Raw genomic sequence first — 19,008 nt, 5'->3', positions numbered from 1 at the left:
GCGAGAAAAGGTCAGGTTGACAAGGGCATCAACCACTGCCTCCTTCAACGTGGTTGAGATTTCACTTGGGTCTGCCCGAAGTACTGCCTCATTCATTTGCAAGGTCCTCCGCTGGCTTCTTGATGGCCTCAATTGCGTAGACGTTCTCCTTCGCTCGGGAGAACAGCGAGCTGACAACCGCGGGCTTGAGCCTCTGGTGAACAACCATTGACTCGGGCTCGAGCAACATGTCCGCGTAGGCGTCACCAACGCGGCGTCCGTCCGCTCTTCGCACGCCGCGCAAGGGGCGAATCACCGCCTTCCAGAAGTAGATGGCCTCAATGTCACTGAGCCCTAAGGCTTGGGCGAACGCCCGGAAGTGGGCTTCATGCCGAGGTGCTTGCGGCTTCGAGTGCTCGAAGTCCACGTTCAGCAGCCGCTCGACGTCAATCCAGCTTCGAACAGTTCCTTCTTCTGGGAGAGCCTTGGGACTGTCCTTCTGAGAAAGCATCCGCTGTCGCAGAGTTCTCGCCTTGTCGGTCAGAGTTCCGCCAAGCTCTGGGTTGCTGGTGGCGGCGAGAATTCGGCGGTGGTACGACCGGAGCGCCTCTTCAAACTTCTTGTCATTGCTTATCGGAACGCCCGCTTCCTTGAGCGCTGTCTCAGTCAACTCGCGCAGCTCGCCGGACATCACGAACAGCCGCATCCCCTCGGAAAGGTCCGATACATCCAACCGCTTGTACCCACGCGTCTGCGTATGACTTAGAAGCGGGTCGTACACATAGACGTGCGCAGCGGGGCTACGGCGAACTATCTGGCCACTGTCCAATACGAGCTCCCACGCCGTCGGGTCGCGGTCCTCGTGTGCCTCGATAGACGCGGACAGCGCTTGCTCAAACGAGAAGGTTGGTAGGACGAAGTCCTCCCGGGTAAGCAGCACCCGCTCGTCGAGGTCGGGGAAGTCCGGTAGCTGCGCCAGCAGCGGCAGAGTGCGCGAGGCCAGGCTGGAGAAGTCCTGGCCGGAAGCAACAGATTTCAGGGTGGACTTGAGATAGGCGGCATTCCGCCGCGTAAGAAGAACGTAGGCGGGGTCGCTAATCCTTGGGTCAGTGACGAGCAACCGTAGTGACTCCTCGTCTAGGCCGGCGAAGACTACGGTTTCCTTCCCGCGGGTGCCAAGCTCTGATGCAAGGGTGTTCGCCGTAATGAAGCGAACACAATCTGCGAGGACTTCAAACCCGGCTCCTTCGGGGTAGCCGTCGTACGTCTCGAAGTAGCGCTCCGCGAGCACCCTGGCGGTCGGACGAGTGAAGACAACACAGCATCGTTCGGTTCCGCGTGTATGTTCTTCGATGAGGTCCGCTAGCTGACGGGCAAAGGGTGTCCCGTTCTCGTAGTTCACCCATAGTCGGTCTGCTCTGGCGACCAGCCGCTCGAGCCTTCCGCGCTCAGGAAATTCGGGGTCTCCTGCCAAGCGGGACAGCTTCGCTCGATAGGTGGGCCACGTATAGGCGTCGCGGACAGCCATTGGCACCCCCGCTTGGTCGAGCCACTGCGAGAGCACTCGAGTGCTTGACGGCAGAGAAGCCAGCCTTAGAAGGTACGCGGCAGCTTCGGCCAGTGGCTGTTGCCACTCTTCCCGCTTCAGTGCTCCACGCAGGCGGTCGAAGAGTCCAATGACCTCTGACGCTTCGGTGTCGGTGAAGGCTACTCGGAGACCGCGCGCGTCAGGCTGTAGATGTTCAGCGTCACCGTTCGTCAGGATGCCGTCACGAGTGGTGGCGCACGGAACACCCACCACAGGCAAGCCCATCTTGAGTAGACGGCCCGCAGTCCCGCTCCCCTTCATGCTTCGCTTGTTCAACTCCTGAAGAAGCTGACTTCGCACATGCGGTTCGTCGCTGACGATGCAAACTCCGGGCGGTTCAGTCGGCCAGACCTGGTCCAGCGCTTCCAGAAACCTGACAGCATTCGCTTTCCAGCGCGGGTTGCCTCGGCGCATTCCTCTGGTGAGGTCGAGTAGCACAGCGTCTGGACTACCAAGTCGCTTCAACTTCCGAAGGGCTAGCTCAACATCGGTGGGCGAGGTTCGCCATCCAAGCGCGAACAGAGCGTCAGGAGCGGCGTCCGGCGCTGCGAGTCTGCGGATTGCCCCGTCGTTCAGTGAGCGGGTGTGGTCCCTGTCACCGAGGCGCGCCTTGATGTTCCGTAGAAGGTCTCCATCGCACGGCCGCCAGGCCTCAAAAGCCAGGTCGGAGTAGAAGTGCGGCAGAAGCTCGCCAACTGTCGGATGGACGGGTGCGCCATTCGGCTCTTTGACGCTGTTGAGCGAAGTCATGAAGGCGTCTTTGTCAGGCAAGGAAACCTTGACGTTCTTGTTGACTTCACGAGGTGGCTCGTACAAGGCCCCTGCAAGGCGGCCCACCTCGACTCGGTCCACCAGTAGGTGGTTCAAGCCCTGGAGGAAGTTCGCCTTTGCCGGGTAGACGAGCGTCCTGCGTCCTCGCTTGTCTCCCTCGTGCCAAGCGGACATGGTGGCGAGCGCATGTACGAGGCTGAGACTGCGCAGCGTCCCCGGCCAGAGCAATACGAACTCCGTTCGTTTTGACTCGCCTGCGGCTAGCAGCCGCGCCGCCAAGCTTTCTACAGCCTTACCCGCTCGGACTGGGTGCTCGTCTTCTGCCTGGCGAAGCGTGAATCTGCCGCACAGCGGCCGCTCAGCGGTTGGATTGCTCTGAGCCGGCGCTGGGCTCGCGGGGGCGTTCTTCACGGTACGCGACGCCGGTGCAACCTCCGTGGGTTGAGTGTTGGGCGTCGGCGGTTTGCCGCGAGCCGAGAAGAGCTTTGCAGCGAGCGCCTTCTTGCGCTCTAGAGCCTCTTGCTGCTGAAGACGGCGGTCCGGACTGGGCATACTTTCAATTCGCTAAGTCATTGATGCCCATGTCTAGAAACACCAACAGAGTCGTTGGACAAAACGTCGCAGCCATACCCGAGATACGCCCGCTCCACGACGGCGTCGAACGCCTCTTCAAGCGCGTCCAGGGGGTTTAGCGCCTCCGGTCGGGGCAACGGCAGTTCATTCAGTTCGAAGAGCGAGACATTGCTTGCACCAGACATCGAGCGAAATACGCGGTCGACTGTCTCTGTTTGAAGAAGGCGGGCGAAGACTTGAGGCAACCACGGTGTCTCCGCTATTTGCTCCAGGACAATCACATGGTTCTCGCTAACGAATCCTCCGTGCTCTGCTAGCCAATCCGCGGGCACGGGTGCAGCCACCAAGCGACGCCGCTGGTCACTTGAGGTGAGCCGCTGGAGAAGCACAGATGGGCGCCGCGTCACGCCGGGCTGGGAAACAGCGTCAACTTCGACGAAGAGCTCGGGCCTCGCTAGTCGCTGTTCTCGCCCGTGAATGAACTGCCCTTGAGGTGAAATGTCAGTTGCCCAAACTAAGGGAAACACGACCTTGCCTTTGCTGGCGGGAGGTCGTGCGGCATGGCGCACTCGTTCGTCTCGATACGCCACGAGGTGGCCCACCCGCGCAACATAGCCATAGTCGCGGAGCCTCGCCTCGCACTGTTCCGCGGCAAGCAGTAGAGCAGCGTCCTCGGGTGACCGAGGAATCGCCCAGGGCCGGCCCGAGTTCGGCAGGAGGCAGGTTCCGGCGGTCGCGAAGTCGCCATCGTTTCCAAGCACGGCAACGCTGGTTGTGGTGGCTACTGCTCTTGAAGGCTCTCTTGACCTGAGCGTGGTGATAGCGGTCTCTTGTTCGACGTCGATGAACATGGACGTCCGGTCGCTGAGCATGTCAATCTGCAGGACGTCAGAATGCGAGAGCAGCTTTGTCCGAAGCTTTGAGAAGTTGGTGCCGGATAGGAAGCTCGTCGGGGTCAGGAGTCCAATTAATCCTCCCCTTCGGGCAATGCTTAGCGCTCTGTCGATGAAGAGGCCGTAGATGTTCGGCTGCCCCTCAATGACAGTGGCGTACCGCCCGCCGTACCTGGCGACCTCTGTCGCCTTGAGTTTTCGGTACGGTGGATTGCACGCCACCACGTCGTATGCCCCGTTCACGCCGCGAGCGGTCAAACCATCAGCGCAGCGGATGGATACTTTAGGTTGGTGCCCTGCTGCTGCAATCAGCGGAGCGAGCGCCATGAGCAAGAACTGCTGCGATAGATAAATCAGCGTCTCATCGAGGTCGCTTCCACTAAGGCTTTCCTCAATTTTCTTGAGGGTGGCGCGGGCGCTCAGCCCCAGTTCCTGACAGGCCTTGGCCATGCCCTGCGCAATTGGGACGAGGAACGCGGCGCCGCCGCAGGCTGGGTCGTGCCAGTGATGCTGCGTCAGCGATGCACCTTGAGTCACCAAGTTTTTGATGACGCGGTCAGCAAGTCGCGGCGGCGTGAAATAAAGCGAACGAGCAGTTCTCGTCGCATCGCCAACCCAGATTGCATATGCTGTGGCGAGCCAGTAGGCTGACTCGTTAAATGTCTCTTGGGCTGCCAGCCATTCCGCGAACTGGTCCACCTTCGGAAGGTGGGCCAGATGGGATGTTCCCCAAGGAACTCGCTTTGCGAGGTTCGCAAAATCGCGAACCTGCCAGCGGTATAGCACAGCCTTCACGAGGTGCTCAGCCCCATGGTCCTCGCCACTTACCAAGTGGCCGAGGTCCCGTACTCGATGAAGGAACTTGAATTTGGCTGCAGGTACCACCGTGAACGCCGCTTGTTCTGTTAACGCGTTTCTGTCTAGCCAACGCTCCTATACCGGTAGACCTACGTCTGGCCACCGCTGCATTCCTCGGGCGCGCCCCCCCTGTGCAGAATGTAAAGGCGATTCTGCTTTACGCTTTGACTTAAGAGGGTCTATGTCCGGGATGCTCCGCCCCTCGACTCATGAGACTAATCGAAGGTCGTCTCCCCAATTTGGAGGATGACAGCTATGCGGGTACTTAGTTGCAAGTACGGACGTTGCCATCGGGGACAGGACTTGCCGCGGACTCAAAGTGGCGCTCGGCCGTGCAGGTCTTGGACCTGCTGACGGGTTTCTTAACAACGTTCGCCGGCGGCATCGTCAAACACATCGGTGAAGCCTGGGAGCGGAGGTGTGTCCTGTAGCATACCTACAGCGCCTAGCCTGACCTCCATAACGACTGCAGGCGAAGCGGCCGCTTGGCTACGAAGCTGCGTTCCTGTCGGAAGCAGTTGAACACCCGAGCGTCGAACGCCTCGTGAAGGTTCGAATTCGCGGGCAGGGCGAGGCATTCAGCCGCGCCAGCGCGGTAACGTTGCGGGACATCAAGGCTGATGAGCTACGTCGCAAATTGTTTGCAGAGGGGCTAGATAAGCCGGTACACGAGGTGCCCTGGCGGGTCTGATTGGCGCGACCGTCGGCCGAGGATGCCGGACCTGCTGGCCGCCTGTTGACGTTGTGGTTCACCCACTCGAATCGCTCGTCGCGGAGCGGGCCAGCCCGAGCGGCCGTCGACCTGGACGCTGTCGAGGACTAGCGCCGAAGACTAGGAGGCACTGCTCGGCAGGCGGTTGGGGCCAGGTTACGGCCTCGCGCCTCTAATTTTCGCGCTGAGGCACCAGAAATTTCTGCTAAGTCCTTGATTTGCAAGGATTTTGGTCATCAGCTCGATAACACCCCGCCAGAAGAACAACGGGGCCCCGCAGGGCCCCGTCATGGGATGTTGGACGCGACGGTGCTCGCCGGTCGGCCGCTCAGTCGAAGGCGGGCCGCCGTGTGGCGGCCGCATCGTCGTCGGTGACCGGCTGTTGCAGGTCCACCGCCTCGCGCAGGGCCTTGCCCGGCTTGAAGTGCGGCACCAGCTTCTCGGGGATCGTGACCTTTTCGCCGCTGCGGGGATTGCGCCCCAGCCGCGGCGGCCGGCGGTTGATCGAGAAGCTGCCAAAACCACGGATCTCGATGCGGTGGCCACGCGCCAGGGCGTCGCTCATCGCGTCCAGGATGGTCTTGACCGCGAACTCGGTGTCGCGCTGGGTCAGCTGGCTGAAACGCTCGGCCAGCTTGTTCACGAGGTCACTGCGGGTCATCGATCAGAAGGTACAGCCAGGCCAAACATCGCCAAACACGCCGCGCCCACCCAGTCCCCGGCAGGGGACAGACCGCCGCAGGCGGTCAGGGGAGCGCGGACTGGGTCGGAGGGCCCACGCACCGGCAAGCATGCCGGTGCGGCTCGTGAGGCGAAAGTCGGCACGCAGGTGCCGCCTTTCGTCCCCACTCGCCCCCTCGGGGGCCGCCGTCAGACGGCGTGGGCTCCAGTCACTCCCGGTCTTGCATCTTGGCACGCAGCAGCGCGCCGAGGCTGGTCGTGCCAGCGTTCTCGCGCTCGTTGCTTTGCGCCAGGCGCTGCATCTGCTCTTGCTGGTCGGCGGCGTCCTTGGCCTTGATCGACAGCTGGATCGAACGGGCCTTGCGGTCGACGTTGATGATCATCACCGACACGTCGTCGCCTTCCTTCAGCACGTTGCGCGCGTCTTCGACGCGGTCACGGCTGATTTCCGAGGCACGCAGGTAGCCGGTCACGTCGTCGTTCAGCTGGATCTCGGCGCCGCGCGGGTCGACGGTCTTGACCTTGCCGTTGACCAGCGAGCCACGGTCGTTGACCGAGGTGTAGTTGGCGAACGGGTCACCGTCCAGCTGCTTGATGCCCAGGCTGATGCGCTCGCGCTCCACGTCGATGGCCAGCACGATCGCGTCGACTTCCTGGCCCTTCTTGTAGTTGCGAACGGCCTGCTCGCCCGGCTCGTGCCAGGACAGGTCGGACAGGTGCACCAGGCCGTCGATGCCCTGGGCCAGGCCCACGAACACGCCGAAGTCGGTGATCGACTTGATCGGGCCGCGCACCTTGTCGCCACGGTGCACGTTCGAGCTGAACTCTTCCCAGGGGTTGGCCTTGCACTGCTTCATGCCCAGGCTGATGCGGCGCTTGTCTTCGTCGATCTCGAGGACCATGACTTCGACTTCGTCGCCCAGCGAGACCACCTTGGACGGGGCCACGTTCTTGTTGGTCCAGTCCATTTCCGAGACGTGCACCAGGCCTTCGATGCCCGGCTCGATCTCGACGAACGCGCCGTAGTCGGCGATGTTCGTGACCTTGCCGAACAGGCGGGTGCCGCTGGGGTAGCGACGGGCCACGCCCAGCCAGGGGTCGTCGCCCAGCTGCTTGATGCCCAGGCTGACGCGGTTCTTCTCGGCGTCGAACTTCAGCACCTTGGCGGTCAGTTCCTGACCCACCGTCACCACTTCGCTCGGGTGACGGACACGGCGCCAGGCCATGTCGGTGATGTGCAGCAGGCCGTCGATGCCGCCCAGGTCCACGAACGCACCGTACTCGGTGATGTTCTTGACCACGCCGTGGACGATGGCGCCTTCGGTCAGCGTCTCGAGTAGCTTGGCGCGCTCTTCGCCCATCGAGGCCTCGATCACCGCGCGACGGCTCAGCACAACGTTGTTGCGCTTGCGGTCGAGCTTGATGACCTTGAACTCCATGGTCTTGCCTTCGTACGGCGTCAGGTCCTTGACCGGACGCGTATCGATCAGCGAGCCAGGCAGGAAGGCGCGGATGCCGTTGACCAGGACCGTCAGACCGCCCTTGACCTTGCCCGACACGGTGCCGTTGACGAACTCGCCGCTGTCCAGCGCGTTCTCGAGGCTCAGCCACGAGGCCAGGCGCTTGGCCTTGTCGCGCGACAGGATGGTGTCGCCGTAGCCGTTTTCGATGGCGTCGATGGCCACCGAGACGAAGTCACCGACTTGCGTCTCGACTTCGCCTTGATCGTTCTTGAATTCCTCGATGGGAATGTAGGCCTCGCTCTTGAGGCCCGCGTTCACGACCACGTAGTTGTAGTCGATGCGCACCACTTCGGCGGAAATGACTTCGCCGGCGCGCATGTCGCTCTTCTTCAGCGACTCTTCGAACAGGGCAGCAAAGCTGTCGACGGCGAAGGGGCTGTCGGGGATCTGGTCCAGGGATTGGGACATGGGGAGTTCCTTGGTGCCGGCGGAAACCAAGTGGGTGAGGAAAGCCGGCGGGGTTGAATGCAGCACGGATGCCGCGGTGGGTTGAACACACTGCCGGACCTGGCGCGCCTGACGGCGCTGGAGGGAGGCCCGGCAGACCTCTTGGGGGGCTGGTCGGTGCGGCTTACGCCTGGCCGAACGGCCCGCCCTTTTGCGTGCGCTCGGCCCACCAAGCCAGCACCTGTTGCACCGAGTCTTCGATGCTCAGGCCCGAGTTGTCGAGCAGCAGCGCGTCCTGCGCGGGCTTCAAGGGTGCGACGGCGCGGTTGCGGTCGCGCTCGTCACGCGCCTCTAGATCCGCGCGAAGGTCGGCGAGATTAGCAGAAATTCCCTTAGAAATCAATTGCTTATGTCGCCGCTCGGCGCGCATGGCGGCGCTGGCCGTCAGAAACAGCTTCAGCGGGGCCTGCGGGAAGATCACCGTGCCCATGTCGCGGCCGTCGGCCACCAGGCCGGGCAGGGCGCGAAAACCCAGTTGCAGCGCCTCGAGCGCGGCGCGCACGGCACCGAAGGCGGCGATGCGCGACGCCATCGAGCCCACATGCTCCTGGCGCAGCTCGGCCGCCACGTCGTCGGCCTGGCCGTCGGCGCCGGCCAGCAGCACGCGTTCGCCATCGAAGCGCAGCTTCAGGCCGGCGGCCACGCGGGCCAGCGCGGCTTCGTCGTCGGCGGCCACGCCCTGGCGCAGCGCGGCCAGCGCGGTGGCGCGGTACAGCAGGCCCGAGTCCAGCTGGTGCCATCCCAGGCGCGCGGCCACCTGGGCGGCCAGCGTGCCCTTGCCCGAGGCGGTGGGGCCGTCGATGGTGATCACCGGGATCTCGCCGGTGCGCGCACGGGCCACCGAGAACAGCGCCTCGAAGTAGTCGGGGAAGGTCTTGGCCACGCACTTCGGATCGAGGATGCGCACGTTCAGCGGCGCCACCTGTGCGCCATTGCCCACCAGCGTGTGGAACGCCGCCAGCGAGAAGCACATCGCGATGCGGTGGTCGTCGTAGGTGTGGATGGCGGCCGGCCGCCAGGCGCCGGGTGCGGGTGGCGTCACGCTGATGGCGTCGGCCTCTTCCACCACCGTGGCGCCCAGCTTGCGCAGCTCGCAGGCCATGGCGGCGATGCGGTCGGTTTCCTTCACGCGCCAGCTGGCGATGTTGGTCAGGCGCGTGGTGCCTTCGGCGTACAGCGCCATCACCGCCAGCGTCATCGCGGCGTCGGGGATGTGGTTGCAGTCCAGCGTGATGGCGCGCAGCGGCCAGGCGCCGCGGCGCACCACCAGCCGGCCGGGCTCGCCCTGCACGTCGGCGCCCATGGCCTGGGCGGCCTCGATGAAGCGGATGTCGCCCTGGATCGAATCGAGGCCGACGCCTTCGATGACGATGGGCTCGTCCGCCGCCGCAATGGCGCCCAGCGCGATGAAGTACGAGGCCGACGAGGCGTCGGCTTCCACGTACAGCTCGCCCGGCGTGCGGTAGCGGCTGCCGGCGGGGATGGTGAAGCGTTGCCAGCCCTCGCGTTGCACCGCGATGCCGAAGCGCGCCAGCAGGTTCAGCGTGATCTCGACGTACGGCTTGCTGATCAGCTCGCCCTGCACGGCCAGCGTGATGGCGCCGGCCTGGCTGGCCAGCGGCAGGGCCAGCAGCAGTGCGGTGAGGAACTGGCTGGAGACATCGCCGCGCACCGGGATCTCGCGCCCGGTGTGCAGCGCGCCGCCGGCCTGGCCATGCAGCTTCAGCGGCGGGTAGCCGGGGTTGCCGAGGTAGTCGACGCCGCAGCCCAGCGCCACCAGCGCATCCACCAGATCGCCGATCGGGCGCTCGTGCATGCGCGGCACGCCCGACAGCGTGAACGCGCCGCCCTGCAGCGCGGCCAGCACGGCCAGCGCGGCGGCCAGCGGCCGCATCGCCGTGCCGGCATTGCCCAGGAACAGTGCGACCTCGTGCACGGCCAGCTGGCCGCCCAGGCCGGTGACCGCCAGCGCGCCATCGGCACGGTGCTCCAGCGTGCAGCCCAGCGTGCGCAGGGCGTCCAGCATCACCCGTGTGTCGTCGCTGGCCAGCAGGTCGCGCACGACGGTGGTGCCCTCGCTCAGGCCGGCGAGCAGCAGCACGCGGTTGGAGATGCTCTTGGAGCCCGGCAGGCGCACGCGGCCGGCGGCGCCGCGCAGCGGCGGCAGGTCGAGGTGGGGGATGTCGAACATTCGGGGGACGGCGTGGTCGGAAGGGCGGCGGGCGGGCGCCGGGCAGGCCGTGGTCAGGCGCCGCTGCCGGTGCCGCGGCTGGCGCCGCCGATCTGCCAGTGGCTGCGCGGCTCGGAGGCGTTGCGGATGCGCTCTTCCAGCAGCTGGGCGTCGCCGTTGAGCATGGCGCGCTCCATGATTTCCAGCGCGTAGCGGAAGCGCTGGCTCTGCTTGAGCACCTCTTCGCGGTTGGCCAGCAGGATGTCGCGCCACACCGACGGATCACTGGCGGCGATGCGCGTGAAATCGCGGAAGCCGGGGCCGGCCAGCGACAGGAACTCCGGCCCCGCCGGCTGGTTGACGATGGCCGAGAAGTAGGCGAAGGCCAGCAGGTGCGGCAGGTGGCTCACGGCGGCGAAGGCGGCGTCGTGGTTCTCGGGCGACATGCGCAGCACCTGGGCGCCGATGGCGTTCCACACGTCGCTGGCTTTCTGCACCAGCTCCGGCCGCGTCTGCGGCAGCGGCGTCAGGATCACCTGGCGGTTGTTGTACAGCGAGGCGTCGGCATGCTGCACGCCGCTGTTCTCGCTGCCGGCGATGGGGTGCGCGGGCACGAAGCTGCCGATGCGGTCCTTCAGCACGCGGCGGGCGGTGTCGACCACGTCGCGCTTGGTCGAGCCCACGTCCATCACCAGCACATGCGGCTCCACCAGGTGCATGATGGACTTGAACGTGACCTCGGTGGCAGCCACCGGCACGGCCACCAGCACGATGTCCGAGCCCGAGATGGCCAGCAGCGCCGATTCGGCTGCGGTGTCGATCACGCCCAGGCGCTTGGCCAGTTCGGTGGTGGAGGGCGACTTGCTGTAGCCCACCACGCGCTTGACCAGGCCGGCGCGCTTGAGCGCCAGCGCGAACGAGCCGCCCATCAGGCCGCAGCCGATGACGCCGAGTTGGTTGAACATGGTCAGTGCGCCCCGGCCTTCAGTGGACGTCCACCGGGTAGGCGCCCAGGATCTTGAAGAAGGCACAGGCCTCGCGCAGCGCGCGCAGCGCGGTGGCCATGCGCGGCTCGTCGGGGTGGCCGTCCAGGTCGATGTAGAAGTAGTACTCCCACTGGCCCGAGCGCGCCGGACGCGACTCGAAGCGGGTCATCGACACGCCATGCTCCTTCAGCGGCACCAGCAGGTCGTGCACGGCGCCGGGCTGGTTGGGCACGCTGACCACCAGGCTGGTGCAGTCGTGCCCCGAGGCCTTGGGTGCCGGATGGCGATCGGGGTGCGTGACGATGGCGAAGCGGGTGCGGTTGTGCGCGTCGTCCTGGATCGCCGGGGCCACGATGTGCAGGCCGAACTCGGCCGCCGCACGGGCGCTGGCAATGCCGGCGATCGACGGGTCCAGCGAGGCCAGGCGCGCGCCCTCGGCATTGCTGGACACCGGGCGGCGCTCGACATCCGGCAGGTGGTGGCTGAGCCAGCCGTGGCATTGGGCCAGGGCCTGCGGGTGCGCGGCCACCACCTGGATGCCGTCCATGCGGTTGTCCTTGCGCAGCAGGTTGTGGCGCACGATCAGGCTGGTCTCGCCGATGATGAACAGCGGCGAGGTCAGGAACAGGTCCAGCGTGCGCGCCACGCTGCCCTCGGTGGAGTTCTCGACCGGCATGACGCCGAAGTCAGCGGCGCCGGCCGTGGTGGTGCGCATCACCTCGTCCATGCTGGCGCAGGGCACCTTGACGATGGAACTGCCGAAGAAGCCCAGTGCCGCCTCTTCGCTGAAGGTGCCGGCCGGGCCGAGGTAGGCCACGCGCGTGGGCGTCTCCAGTGCACGGCAGGCGCTCATGATCTCGCGCCAGATCGGCGCGACGTTGTCGTTCTTCAGCGGGCCAGGGTTGACGCTCTTCAGGCCGTCGATGACCTGGGCCTCGCGCTCGGGGCGGAACACCACCGAGCCTTCGCTCTTCTTGAGCTCGCCCACCTCCAGCGCCAGGCCGGCGCGGCGGTTCAGCAGGGCCAGCAGTTCGCGGTCGACGGCGTCGATCTTCTCGCGCAGGGCCAGCAGTTCGGGCCGCACGGCGGGGGCAGGGGAGGCGGAAGAGGTGTCGTCAGCCATGGCGGCGGGCAAATTCGTTCAGGTAGCCGACCAGGGCTTGCACGCCCTCGATCGGCATGGCGTTGTAGATCGAGGCGCGCATGCCGCCCACGCTCTTGTGGCCCTTGAGCTGCAGCAGGCCGGCCTCGCGGGCGCCGGCCAGGAAGGCGTCGTTGAGCGACTCGTCGCGCAGGAAGAACGGCACGTTCATGCGCGAACGGCCCTCGGGCGCCACCTTGTTGGCGTAGAAGCCGCCGCTGCCGTCCAGCGCGCCGTACAGCAGCTGCGCCTTGGCGTCGGCACGGCGCGACATCTCGGCCACACCGCCCTGGCGCTTGAGCCACTGGAACACCAGGCCGGCGATGTAGATGCCGTAGGTGGGCGGGGTGTTGAACATCGAGCCATGCGCGGCCACGGTCTTGTACTCGAACGCGCTGGGGCAGATCGGCAGCGCGCGGTCGAGCAGGTCCTCGCGCACGAACACCAGCGTCAGCCCGGCCGGGCCGATGTTCTTCTGCGCGCCGGCGAAGGCCAGGCCCACGCGCGACCAGTCGATGCCGCGCGACAGGATGTGGCTGGAGCAGTCGACCACCAGCGGCGCGTCGCTGCCGAGCGCGGCCAGGTCGGGCAACTCGCCGTACTCCACGCCGTGGATGGTCTCGTTGCTGCACAGGTGCACGTAGCTGGCGCCGCGGCGCAACTGCCAGCTGCTCGGGGCAGGGCGCGAGGTGTGGCCGTCGGCCTCGTTGCTGGCGGCAATGGCCACGTCGGCGTACTTGCGCGCCTCGCCGGCCGACTTCTTCGACCAGGCGCCGGTGACCACCACGTCCACCGCACCACCGCGCGACAGGTTCAGCGGCACGATCGCGTTCTCGCCCAGGCCACCACCCTGCATGAACAGGATGTGGAAGTGGGCGGGCACGGCCAGCAACTCGCGCAGGTCGCGTTCGGCGGCCTCGTGGATGGCGATGAACTCCTTGCCGCGGTGGCTCATCTCCATCACGCCCATGCCCGAGCCATGCCAGTCCAGCATCTCGGCGGCCGCTTCGCGCAGCACCTCTTCCGGCAGCACGGCCGGACCGGCCGAGAAGTTGTAGGGGCGGTGCGTGGTGCTCATCGGCGCAAGGGGTCGGGCAGGGCGGGGGTTACTTCTTGGCCGAGGCGGCGGCGGCAGGCGGCTTGACGCCGCCACCGGCCGGGGCGCTGCCCTGCTGTGCCGGCATGCCCAGCTTCTTGGCCACGCCCTGCTCCAGGGCCTTGAGCTTGGGCTCGATGGTGCTGCGGGTGTCTTCCACCAGCTTCTGGCTGAGCAGTTGCTGGCTCTGCGGCACGATCTCGCTGAACTTGCGGCTCACCGGCGATTCGAGCCAGGCCACCAGCGTCTTCAGCTCGTCTTCGCTGAACTTGTCTTCCAGCACCGGGCCGATGGTGGTGGCGGCCAGCTTCACCGCGCGCTCGCGCATGTAGGGCGCGTTGGCGTCGAAGAACTTCTTCACCTCGGCCTGGATGTCCTTGGCCAGCGCCTCGCGCTTGTCGGCCGGCTGCTGGCCCAGCGCACGGCCGGCGCCCTGCAGCAGCATCTGCGCCGGCTCGCCGATCAGCGAGGCGCCGATGTTCTCGAAGCCGGCCTGCTGCAGCTTCAGCACCTTGGCCACCAGTTCCTTCTTGGCCGGCGACGCGGCGGCCGCAGCGGCCGGGGCGGGCGCCGGTGCCGAGGCCGCGGCGGCGGCCTGGGCGAATGCGCTACCGGCGCTGCCGGCGATCAGGGCCAGGGTGATGGCCTGCGCCAGCGGTCGGAGAAACGTCATGCGGGATCCTGGTTCGGGGTGTCGTTGCCAGCCTCGGGCTCACCGTCGGTGCCGCCGTTGCCTTCGTCGTTGGCGTCGTTCTCGACGATGCGCTGCAGGCCGCTGAGCTTGCTGCCGTCGTCCAGCGCGATCAGCGTCACGCCCTGGGTGGCGCGGCCGAGTTCGCGGATCTCGGAGACACGGGTGCGCACCAGCACGCCCTTGTCGGTGATCAGCATGATCTCGTCGTTGGCGCGCACCAGCGTGGCGGCCACCACCTTGCCGTTGCGCTCGCTCTGCTGGATGGCGATCATGCCCTTGGTGCCGCGGCCGTGACGCGTGTACTCGACGATGCTGGTGCGCTTGCCGAAGCCGTTCTCGGTGGCCGTCAGCACGCTCTGCGTCTCGTCCTCGGCCACCAGCATGGCGATCAGGCTCTGACCGTCTTCCAGCATCATGCCGCGCACGCCGCGGGCCTGGCGGCCCATGGCGCGCACATCGTCCTCATCGAAGCGCACGGCCTTGCCGCCGTCGCTGAACAGCATCACGTCGTGCTTGCCGTCGGTGAGCGCGGCGCCGATCAGGTGGTCGCCCTCGTCCAGGTCGACGGCGATGATGCCGGCCTTGCGCGGGTTGCTGAACTCGTCGAGCGCGGTCTTCTTCACCGTGCCCAGCGCGGTGGCCATGAAGATGTAGTGGTCGCCCGGGAAGCTGCGGAACTCACCGGTCAGCGGCAGCACGACGGTGATCTTCTCGTCGGGCTGCAGCGGGAACATGTTGACGATGGGCTTGCCACGGCTGGCGCGGCCGCCCTGCGGCACTTCCCACACCTTCAGCCAGTAGACGCGGCCGCGGTTGCTGAAGCACAGGATCCAGTCGTGCGTGTTGGCGATGAAGAGCTGGTCGATCCAGTCGTCTTCCTTGGTCGCCGTGGCCTGCTTGCCGCGGCCGCCGCGCTTCTGGGCGCGGTACTCGGTCAGCGGCTGGCTCTTGATGTAGCCGGTGTGGCTCAGCGTCACCACCATGTCGGTGGGCGTGATCAGGTCCTCGGTGCCGAGCTCCTGCACGTTGTGCTCGATCACCGAGCGGCGCGCGCCGACCTTGGTCTGGCCGAACTCGGTGCGCAGCGCGATCAGCTCGTCACCGATGATGGTGGTCACGCGCTCGGGGCGGGCCAGGATGTCGAGCAGGTCGGTGATGACCGCCATCACGTCCTTGTACTCGCCGATGATCTTGTCCTGCTCCAGACCGGTCAGGCGCTGCAGGCGCATCTGCAGGATCTCGCCGGCCTGGTCGTCGGACAGGCGGTACAGGCCGTCGGGCTGCAGGCCGTAGCTGTCGGGCAGGCCCTCGGGGCGGTAGGCGCGGCTGCCGCCGGGCGCCGTGCCCTCGGTGCGGGTCAGCATCTCGCGCACCAGGCTGGAATCCCAGCCCTTGGCCATCAGCGCAGCCTTGGCCACCGGCGGCGTCGGGCTGTTCTTGATGGTCTCGATGAACTCGTCGATGTTGGCCAGCGCCACCGCCAGGCCTTCGAGCACATGGCCGCGCTCGCGCGCCTTGCGCAGCTCGTACACGGTGCGCCGAGTCACCACCTCGCGCCGGTGCTCCAGGAAGATCTCGAGCAGCTGCTTCAGGTTGCACAGCTTGGGCTGACCGTCGATCAGCGCCACCATGTTCATGCCGAAGCTGTCCTGCAGCTGCGTCTGCTTGTACAGGTTGTTCAGCACCACCTCGGGCACTTCACCGCGCTTCAACTCGATGACCACGCGCATGCCCGACTTGTCGGACTCGTCCTGCAGGTGGCTGATGCCTTCGAGCTTCTTCTCGCGCACCAGCTCGGCGATGCGCTCCAGAAGCGTCTTCTTGTTCACCTGGTACGGGATCTCGTCGACGATGATCGCCTGACGGGCACCGCGCTCCAGGTCCTCGAAGTGCACCTTGGCGCGCATCACCACCTTGCCGCGGCCGGTGCGGTAGCCCTCGCGCACCCCGTTCAGGCCGTAGATGATGCCGGCGGTGGGGAAGTCGGGCGCCGGGATGATCTGCATCAGCTCGTCGACCGAGGCCTCGGGCACCTTCAGCAGGTGCAGGCAGGCATCCACCACCTCGTTGAGGTTGTGCGGCGGGATGTTGGTGGCCATGCCCACCGCGATGCCGGCGCTGCCGTTGACCAGCAGATTGGGCAGGCGCGCCGGCAGCACGGTCGGCTCTTTCTCCGAGCCGTCGTAGTTGGGCGCGAAGTCGACCGTTTCCTTGTCGATGTCGGCCAGCATCTCGTGCGCGATCTTCGACAGGCGGATTTCGGTGTAGCGCATCGCCGCGGCGCTGTCGCCGTCGACCGAGCCGAAGTTGCCCTGGCCGTCCACCAGCATGTGGCGCAGGCTGAAGTCCTGGGCCATGCGCACGATGGTGTCGTACACGGCGGTGTCGCCGTGCGGGTGGTATTTACCGATGACGTCGCCGACGATACGTGCCGACTTCTTGTACGGCCGGTTCCAGTCGTTGTTCAGCTCGTGCATCGCGAACAGCACGCGCCGGTGCACCGGCTTCAGGCCGTCGCGCGCATCCGGCAGCGCACGGCCGACGATCACGCTCATCGCGTAATCCAGGTACGAACGCCGCATCTCCTCTTCGAGGCTGATGGGCAGGGTTTCCTTGGCGAAGGACGTCATGCGGGTGCGGCGGGCTGAAGCGCCGGGCATCGAGGACAGGCCCTTCCCGGCGTCCCGGGTGGGCAATCCGTCATTCTAAGCGGCGCCCGGTTGTCGCGGCCATGCAACATACCGGCGCGTTCAGCGCATCTGGTGGCTGAAAAACGAGTCTGCCGAAATGTGCGTGGCACAATGATTCATCGGTGGCAAACGCCTGCCGAACCGGGTGTTTGTCGGCTTTTCTTGCTTCCGATTTGGACGTTACGCAGTCATCTGCGGCTTTCCTCGAGAGGAGAATCATGAAGAAACTGAACAAGGTGGCGGTGCTCTTCGCGTCGGCCGCAATCGCTGCGCCGCTCGCGGCCTTCGCTCAAGTCAGCACGGGTGGCGACAACTGGCGCGGCACGGATGGCACGGTGTGGAAGAACGGCACCAACGAGCTGTGCTGGCGCGATGCGCAATGGACGCCGGCCACGGCCGCCGAGCAGTGCGATGGCGCACTGAAGAAGGCTCCCCCGCCCGCTCCGGCCCCCGCGCCGCGCGTGGCTCCCCCGCCGCCCCCGCCGGCTCCGGCTCCCGCGCCGGTCGCTCCGGTGGCCCCGCCCGCTCCGGCTGCTGCGCCGGTCCCGGCCAAGCCCACCAGCGAGAAGGTGACCTTCGCCGCTGACGCCTTCTTCGACTTCGACAAGGCTGTGCTGAAGCCCGAAGCCAAGGCCAAGCTGGATGACCTGGTTGGCAAGACCGCCGCCGTCAGCCTGGAAGTCGTGATCGCCGTCGGCCACACCGACTCGGCCGGTACCGACGCTTACAACCAGAAGCTGTCGGTCAAGCGTGCCGAAGCCGTCAAGGCCTACCTGACCGGCAAGGGCATCGAGAAGAACCGCGTGTACACCGAAGGCAAGGGCGAGAAGAACCCCGTCGCCGACAACAAGACCGCCGAAGGCCGCGCGAAGAACCGCCGCGTGGAAATCGAAGTGGTCGGTACCCGCGCCGTCAAGTGATCCCGGGCCCCTCGGGGCCTTGCATCACTGCAGCAAACCCCGCCTCGGCGGGGTTTGTCGTTTCCGGACCCCGCACGCCGTCACCGGCTGGCGGGGTTTGTCGTTGGCGACGACTGGATGCCACCGCGCTCAGCGCGCCAGCTGGCGCTGGGCCGCCACCGCCCGCCCCAGGTCGATCACGGCCAGCGCGTAGTAGGCCGACCAGTTGTAGCGCGTGACGGCATAGAAGTTGGTGGTGCCGGCGATGTAGCTTGGCGCCGCGTCCCCGTTCTGCAGCTCCACCAGCGCCAGCGGGCCGCCATGGGCCTGGCCGGCGGCGTCGAGCTCGGCGCCGTGCTCGGCCAGCTGGGCGGCGCGCCAGCTGGGCAGGATGTCGGTGGCCAGCAGACTGGCGCGGGCCGCGGTGTCCACCGGCGGCTTGACGCCGAAATGGGTGGGCAGGTCGCGCTGCCAGCCATGCTCGGCCAGGTAATGCGCCACGCTGCCGATCACGTCGGCCGGGTTGGCCACCATGTCCACATGGCCGTCGCCGTCGAAGTCGACCGCGTAGCGGTTGATGCTGCCCGGCATGAACTGACCCAGGCCGATGGCGCCGGCGAACGAACCCTTGACGTTGGCCGGATCGATGCCCTCGCGCCGCGCCAGGGCCAGGAACTGGCCTAGCTCGTCGCGGAAGAACGGGCTGCGGTCCTTGCGACCGGTGGGGAAGTCGAGGCTCAGCGTGGCCAGCGCGTCCAGCACGCGAAAGCCGCCGGTCATGCGGCCGTAGTAGGTCTCCACGCCGATGATGCCCACCACCACCTCGGGCGGCACGCCATATCGGGCGTGCGCGGCGTCCAGCCAGCGCGCCTGCGCATCCCAGAAGGCCACGCCGGCCTGTACCCGCGCCGGCTCGACGAAACGCGCGCGGTAGGCGGCCCAGTTCTTCGCGGTGCCGGCCGGCGGCGGCATGATCAGCCGCTCCACCGCCGGCGCGCGGTGCGCTGCGGCCAACTGGGTCTGCGTCCATGCCGGGTCGAGGCCGTGGCGTTCGGCGATCTCGCGCGCCAGCGCCATTGCATCGGGCCGCTGCGCGTAGCTGGGGCCGGTGCTGGCGGTTGCGGCCTGGCGTGCCGCATGGGTTGCGTGCGCCGGCGGTTTGGCCTTCGCCTTGGGCTTCTGGCGCTTGGCCGGTGTGGCGGCCTGGCTGGCCAGCGCAGCGGCCAGCAGCAGTGCGGCCACCAGGACCGTGTGGCGCCGGTGCGTGACAGGCCGGCAGGCGGCGGGCGGGTTGATCGGGCGCATGG

Annotated in this window: 12 protein-coding genes; 1 reads left to right on the top strand and 11 read right to left on the bottom strand. The window is 66.5% G+C overall.

All coding sequences use genetic code 11. The features are described 5' to 3' along the window. Positions 1-88 precede the first annotated feature (88 nt). From AACH10_RS02835 to gyrA, 10 genes are all read right to left on the bottom strand, one after another. Positions 89-2,749: a hypothetical protein gene (locus AACH10_RS02835; RefSeq protein WP_341408836.1), complete on the bottom strand. Its 2,661-nt coding sequence runs from the start codon at positions 2,747-2,749 to the stop codon at positions 89-91. A gap of 158 nt (positions 2,750-2,907) precedes the next feature. Next, positions 2,908-4,503 carry an Eco57I restriction-modification methylase domain-containing protein gene (locus AACH10_RS02830; RefSeq protein WP_341408835.1) on the bottom strand — a complete coding sequence of 532 codons (1,596 nt, stop codon included), beginning with the start codon at positions 4,501-4,503 and terminating at the stop codon, positions 2,908-2,910. Positions 4,504-5,702: 1,199 nt separating this feature from the next. Next, the gene (locus tag AACH10_RS02825; protein ID WP_341408834.1) at positions 5,703-6,035 is read right to left on the bottom strand and encodes an integration host factor subunit beta; all 333 of its coding nucleotides are present in this window, start codon (positions 6,033-6,035) and stop codon (positions 5,703-5,705) included. Between the two features lie 229 nt (positions 6,036-6,264). After that, positions 6,265-7,986, bottom strand: coding sequence for a 30S ribosomal protein S1 (gene rpsA / locus AACH10_RS02820; protein WP_341408833.1), 1,722 nt, complete (start codon positions 7,984-7,986; stop codon positions 6,265-6,267). 163 nt (positions 7,987-8,149) lie between these two features. After that, positions 8,150-10,216: a bifunctional 3-phosphoshikimate 1-carboxyvinyltransferase/cytidylate kinase gene (locus AACH10_RS02815; RefSeq protein ID WP_341408832.1), complete on the bottom strand. Its 2,067-nt coding sequence runs from the start codon at positions 10,214-10,216 to the stop codon at positions 8,150-8,152. A gap of 53 nt (positions 10,217-10,269) precedes the next feature. After that, positions 10,270-11,160, bottom strand: a complete 891-nt coding sequence (locus tag AACH10_RS02810) for a prephenate dehydrogenase (protein WP_341408831.1) — start codon at positions 11,158-11,160, stop codon at positions 10,270-10,272. A gap of 19 nt (positions 11,161-11,179) precedes the next feature. Continuing rightward, positions 11,180-12,304, bottom strand: coding sequence for a prephenate dehydratase (pheA, locus tag AACH10_RS02805; RefSeq protein ID WP_341408830.1), 1,125 nt, complete (start codon positions 12,302-12,304; stop codon positions 11,180-11,182). Continuing rightward, positions 12,297-13,400 carry a 3-phosphoserine/phosphohydroxythreonine transaminase gene (gene serC, locus AACH10_RS02800; RefSeq protein WP_341408829.1) on the bottom strand — a complete coding sequence of 368 codons (1,104 nt, stop codon included), beginning with the start codon at positions 13,398-13,400 and terminating at the stop codon, positions 12,297-12,299. Before serC ends, pheA begins: the two co-directional genes overlap by 8 nt. Positions 13,401-13,428: 28 nt before the next feature. Further along, positions 13,429-14,091: a DUF2059 domain-containing protein gene (locus tag AACH10_RS02795; protein ID WP_341408828.1), complete on the bottom strand. Its 663-nt coding sequence runs from the start codon at positions 14,089-14,091 to the stop codon at positions 13,429-13,431. Continuing rightward, the gene (gene gyrA, locus AACH10_RS02790; protein WP_341408827.1) at positions 14,088-16,742 is read right to left on the bottom strand and encodes a DNA gyrase subunit A; all 2,655 of its coding nucleotides are present in this window, start codon (positions 16,740-16,742) and stop codon (positions 14,088-14,090) included. The genes AACH10_RS02795 and gyrA overlap by 4 nt, the downstream gene beginning before the upstream one ends. Positions 16,743-17,020: 278 nt before the next feature. Here gyrA and ompA point away from each other — a divergent pair, with 278 nt between their 5' ends. After that, positions 17,021-17,722 carry an outer membrane protein OmpA gene (gene ompA, locus AACH10_RS02785; RefSeq protein ID WP_341408826.1) on the top strand — a complete coding sequence of 234 codons (702 nt, stop codon included), beginning with the start codon at positions 17,021-17,023 and terminating at the stop codon, positions 17,720-17,722. Positions 17,723-17,851: 129 nt separating this feature from the next. Here ompA and mltB read toward each other — a convergent pair whose 3' ends face one another. Next, positions 17,852-19,006 carry a lytic murein transglycosylase B gene (gene mltB / locus AACH10_RS02780; RefSeq protein ID WP_341408825.1) on the bottom strand — a complete coding sequence of 385 codons (1,155 nt, stop codon included), beginning with the start codon at positions 19,004-19,006 and terminating at the stop codon, positions 17,852-17,854. Between the last annotated feature and the right edge of the window lie 2 nt (positions 19,007-19,008).

The sequence above is a fragment of the Pseudaquabacterium inlustre genome, assembly GCF_038066595.1.
Taxonomy (GTDB): domain Bacteria; phylum Pseudomonadota; class Gammaproteobacteria; order Burkholderiales; family Burkholderiaceae_C; genus Pseudaquabacterium; species Pseudaquabacterium inlustre.
The sequence above is the reverse complement of the archived record's forward strand: the minus strand, read 5'-3'. Positions and strand labels throughout refer to the sequence as shown.

What these genes read in the sequence shown, in the direction of transcription:
- AACH10_RS02825 (WP_341408834.1), bottom strand. Translation starts at nt 6,035, where the DNA reads ATGACCCGCAGTGACCTCGTGAACAAGCTGGCCGAGCGTTTCAGCCAG.
- rpsA (WP_341408833.1), bottom strand. Translation starts at nt 7,986, where the DNA reads ATGTCCCAATCCCTGGACCAGATCCCCGACAGCCCCTTCGCCGTCGAC.
- AACH10_RS02815 (WP_341408832.1), bottom strand. Translation starts at nt 10,216, where the DNA reads ATGTTCGACATCCCCCACCTCGACCTGCCGCCGCTGCGCGGCGCCGCC.
- AACH10_RS02810 (WP_341408831.1), bottom strand. Translation starts at nt 11,160, where the DNA reads ATGTTCAACCAACTCGGCGTCATCGGCTGCGGCCTGATGGGCGGCTCG.
- pheA (WP_341408830.1), bottom strand. Translation starts at nt 12,304, where the DNA reads ATGGCTGACGACACCTCTTCCGCCTCCCCTGCCCCCGCCGTGCGGCCC.
- serC (WP_341408829.1), bottom strand. Translation starts at nt 13,400, where the DNA reads ATGAGCACCACGCACCGCCCCTACAACTTCTCGGCCGGTCCGGCCGTG.
- AACH10_RS02795 (WP_341408828.1), bottom strand. Translation starts at nt 14,091, where the DNA reads ATGACGTTTCTCCGACCGCTGGCGCAGGCCATCACCCTGGCCCTGATC.
- gyrA (WP_341408827.1), bottom strand. Translation starts at nt 16,742, where the DNA reads ATGACGTCCTTCGCCAAGGAAACCCTGCCCATCAGCCTCGAAGAGGAG.
- ompA (WP_341408826.1), top strand. Translation starts at nt 17,021, where the DNA reads ATGAAGAAACTGAACAAGGTGGCGGTGCTCTTCGCGTCGGCCGCAATC.
- mltB (WP_341408825.1), bottom strand. Translation starts at nt 19,006, where the DNA reads ATGCGCCCGATCAACCCGCCCGCCGCCTGCCGGCCTGTCACGCACCGG.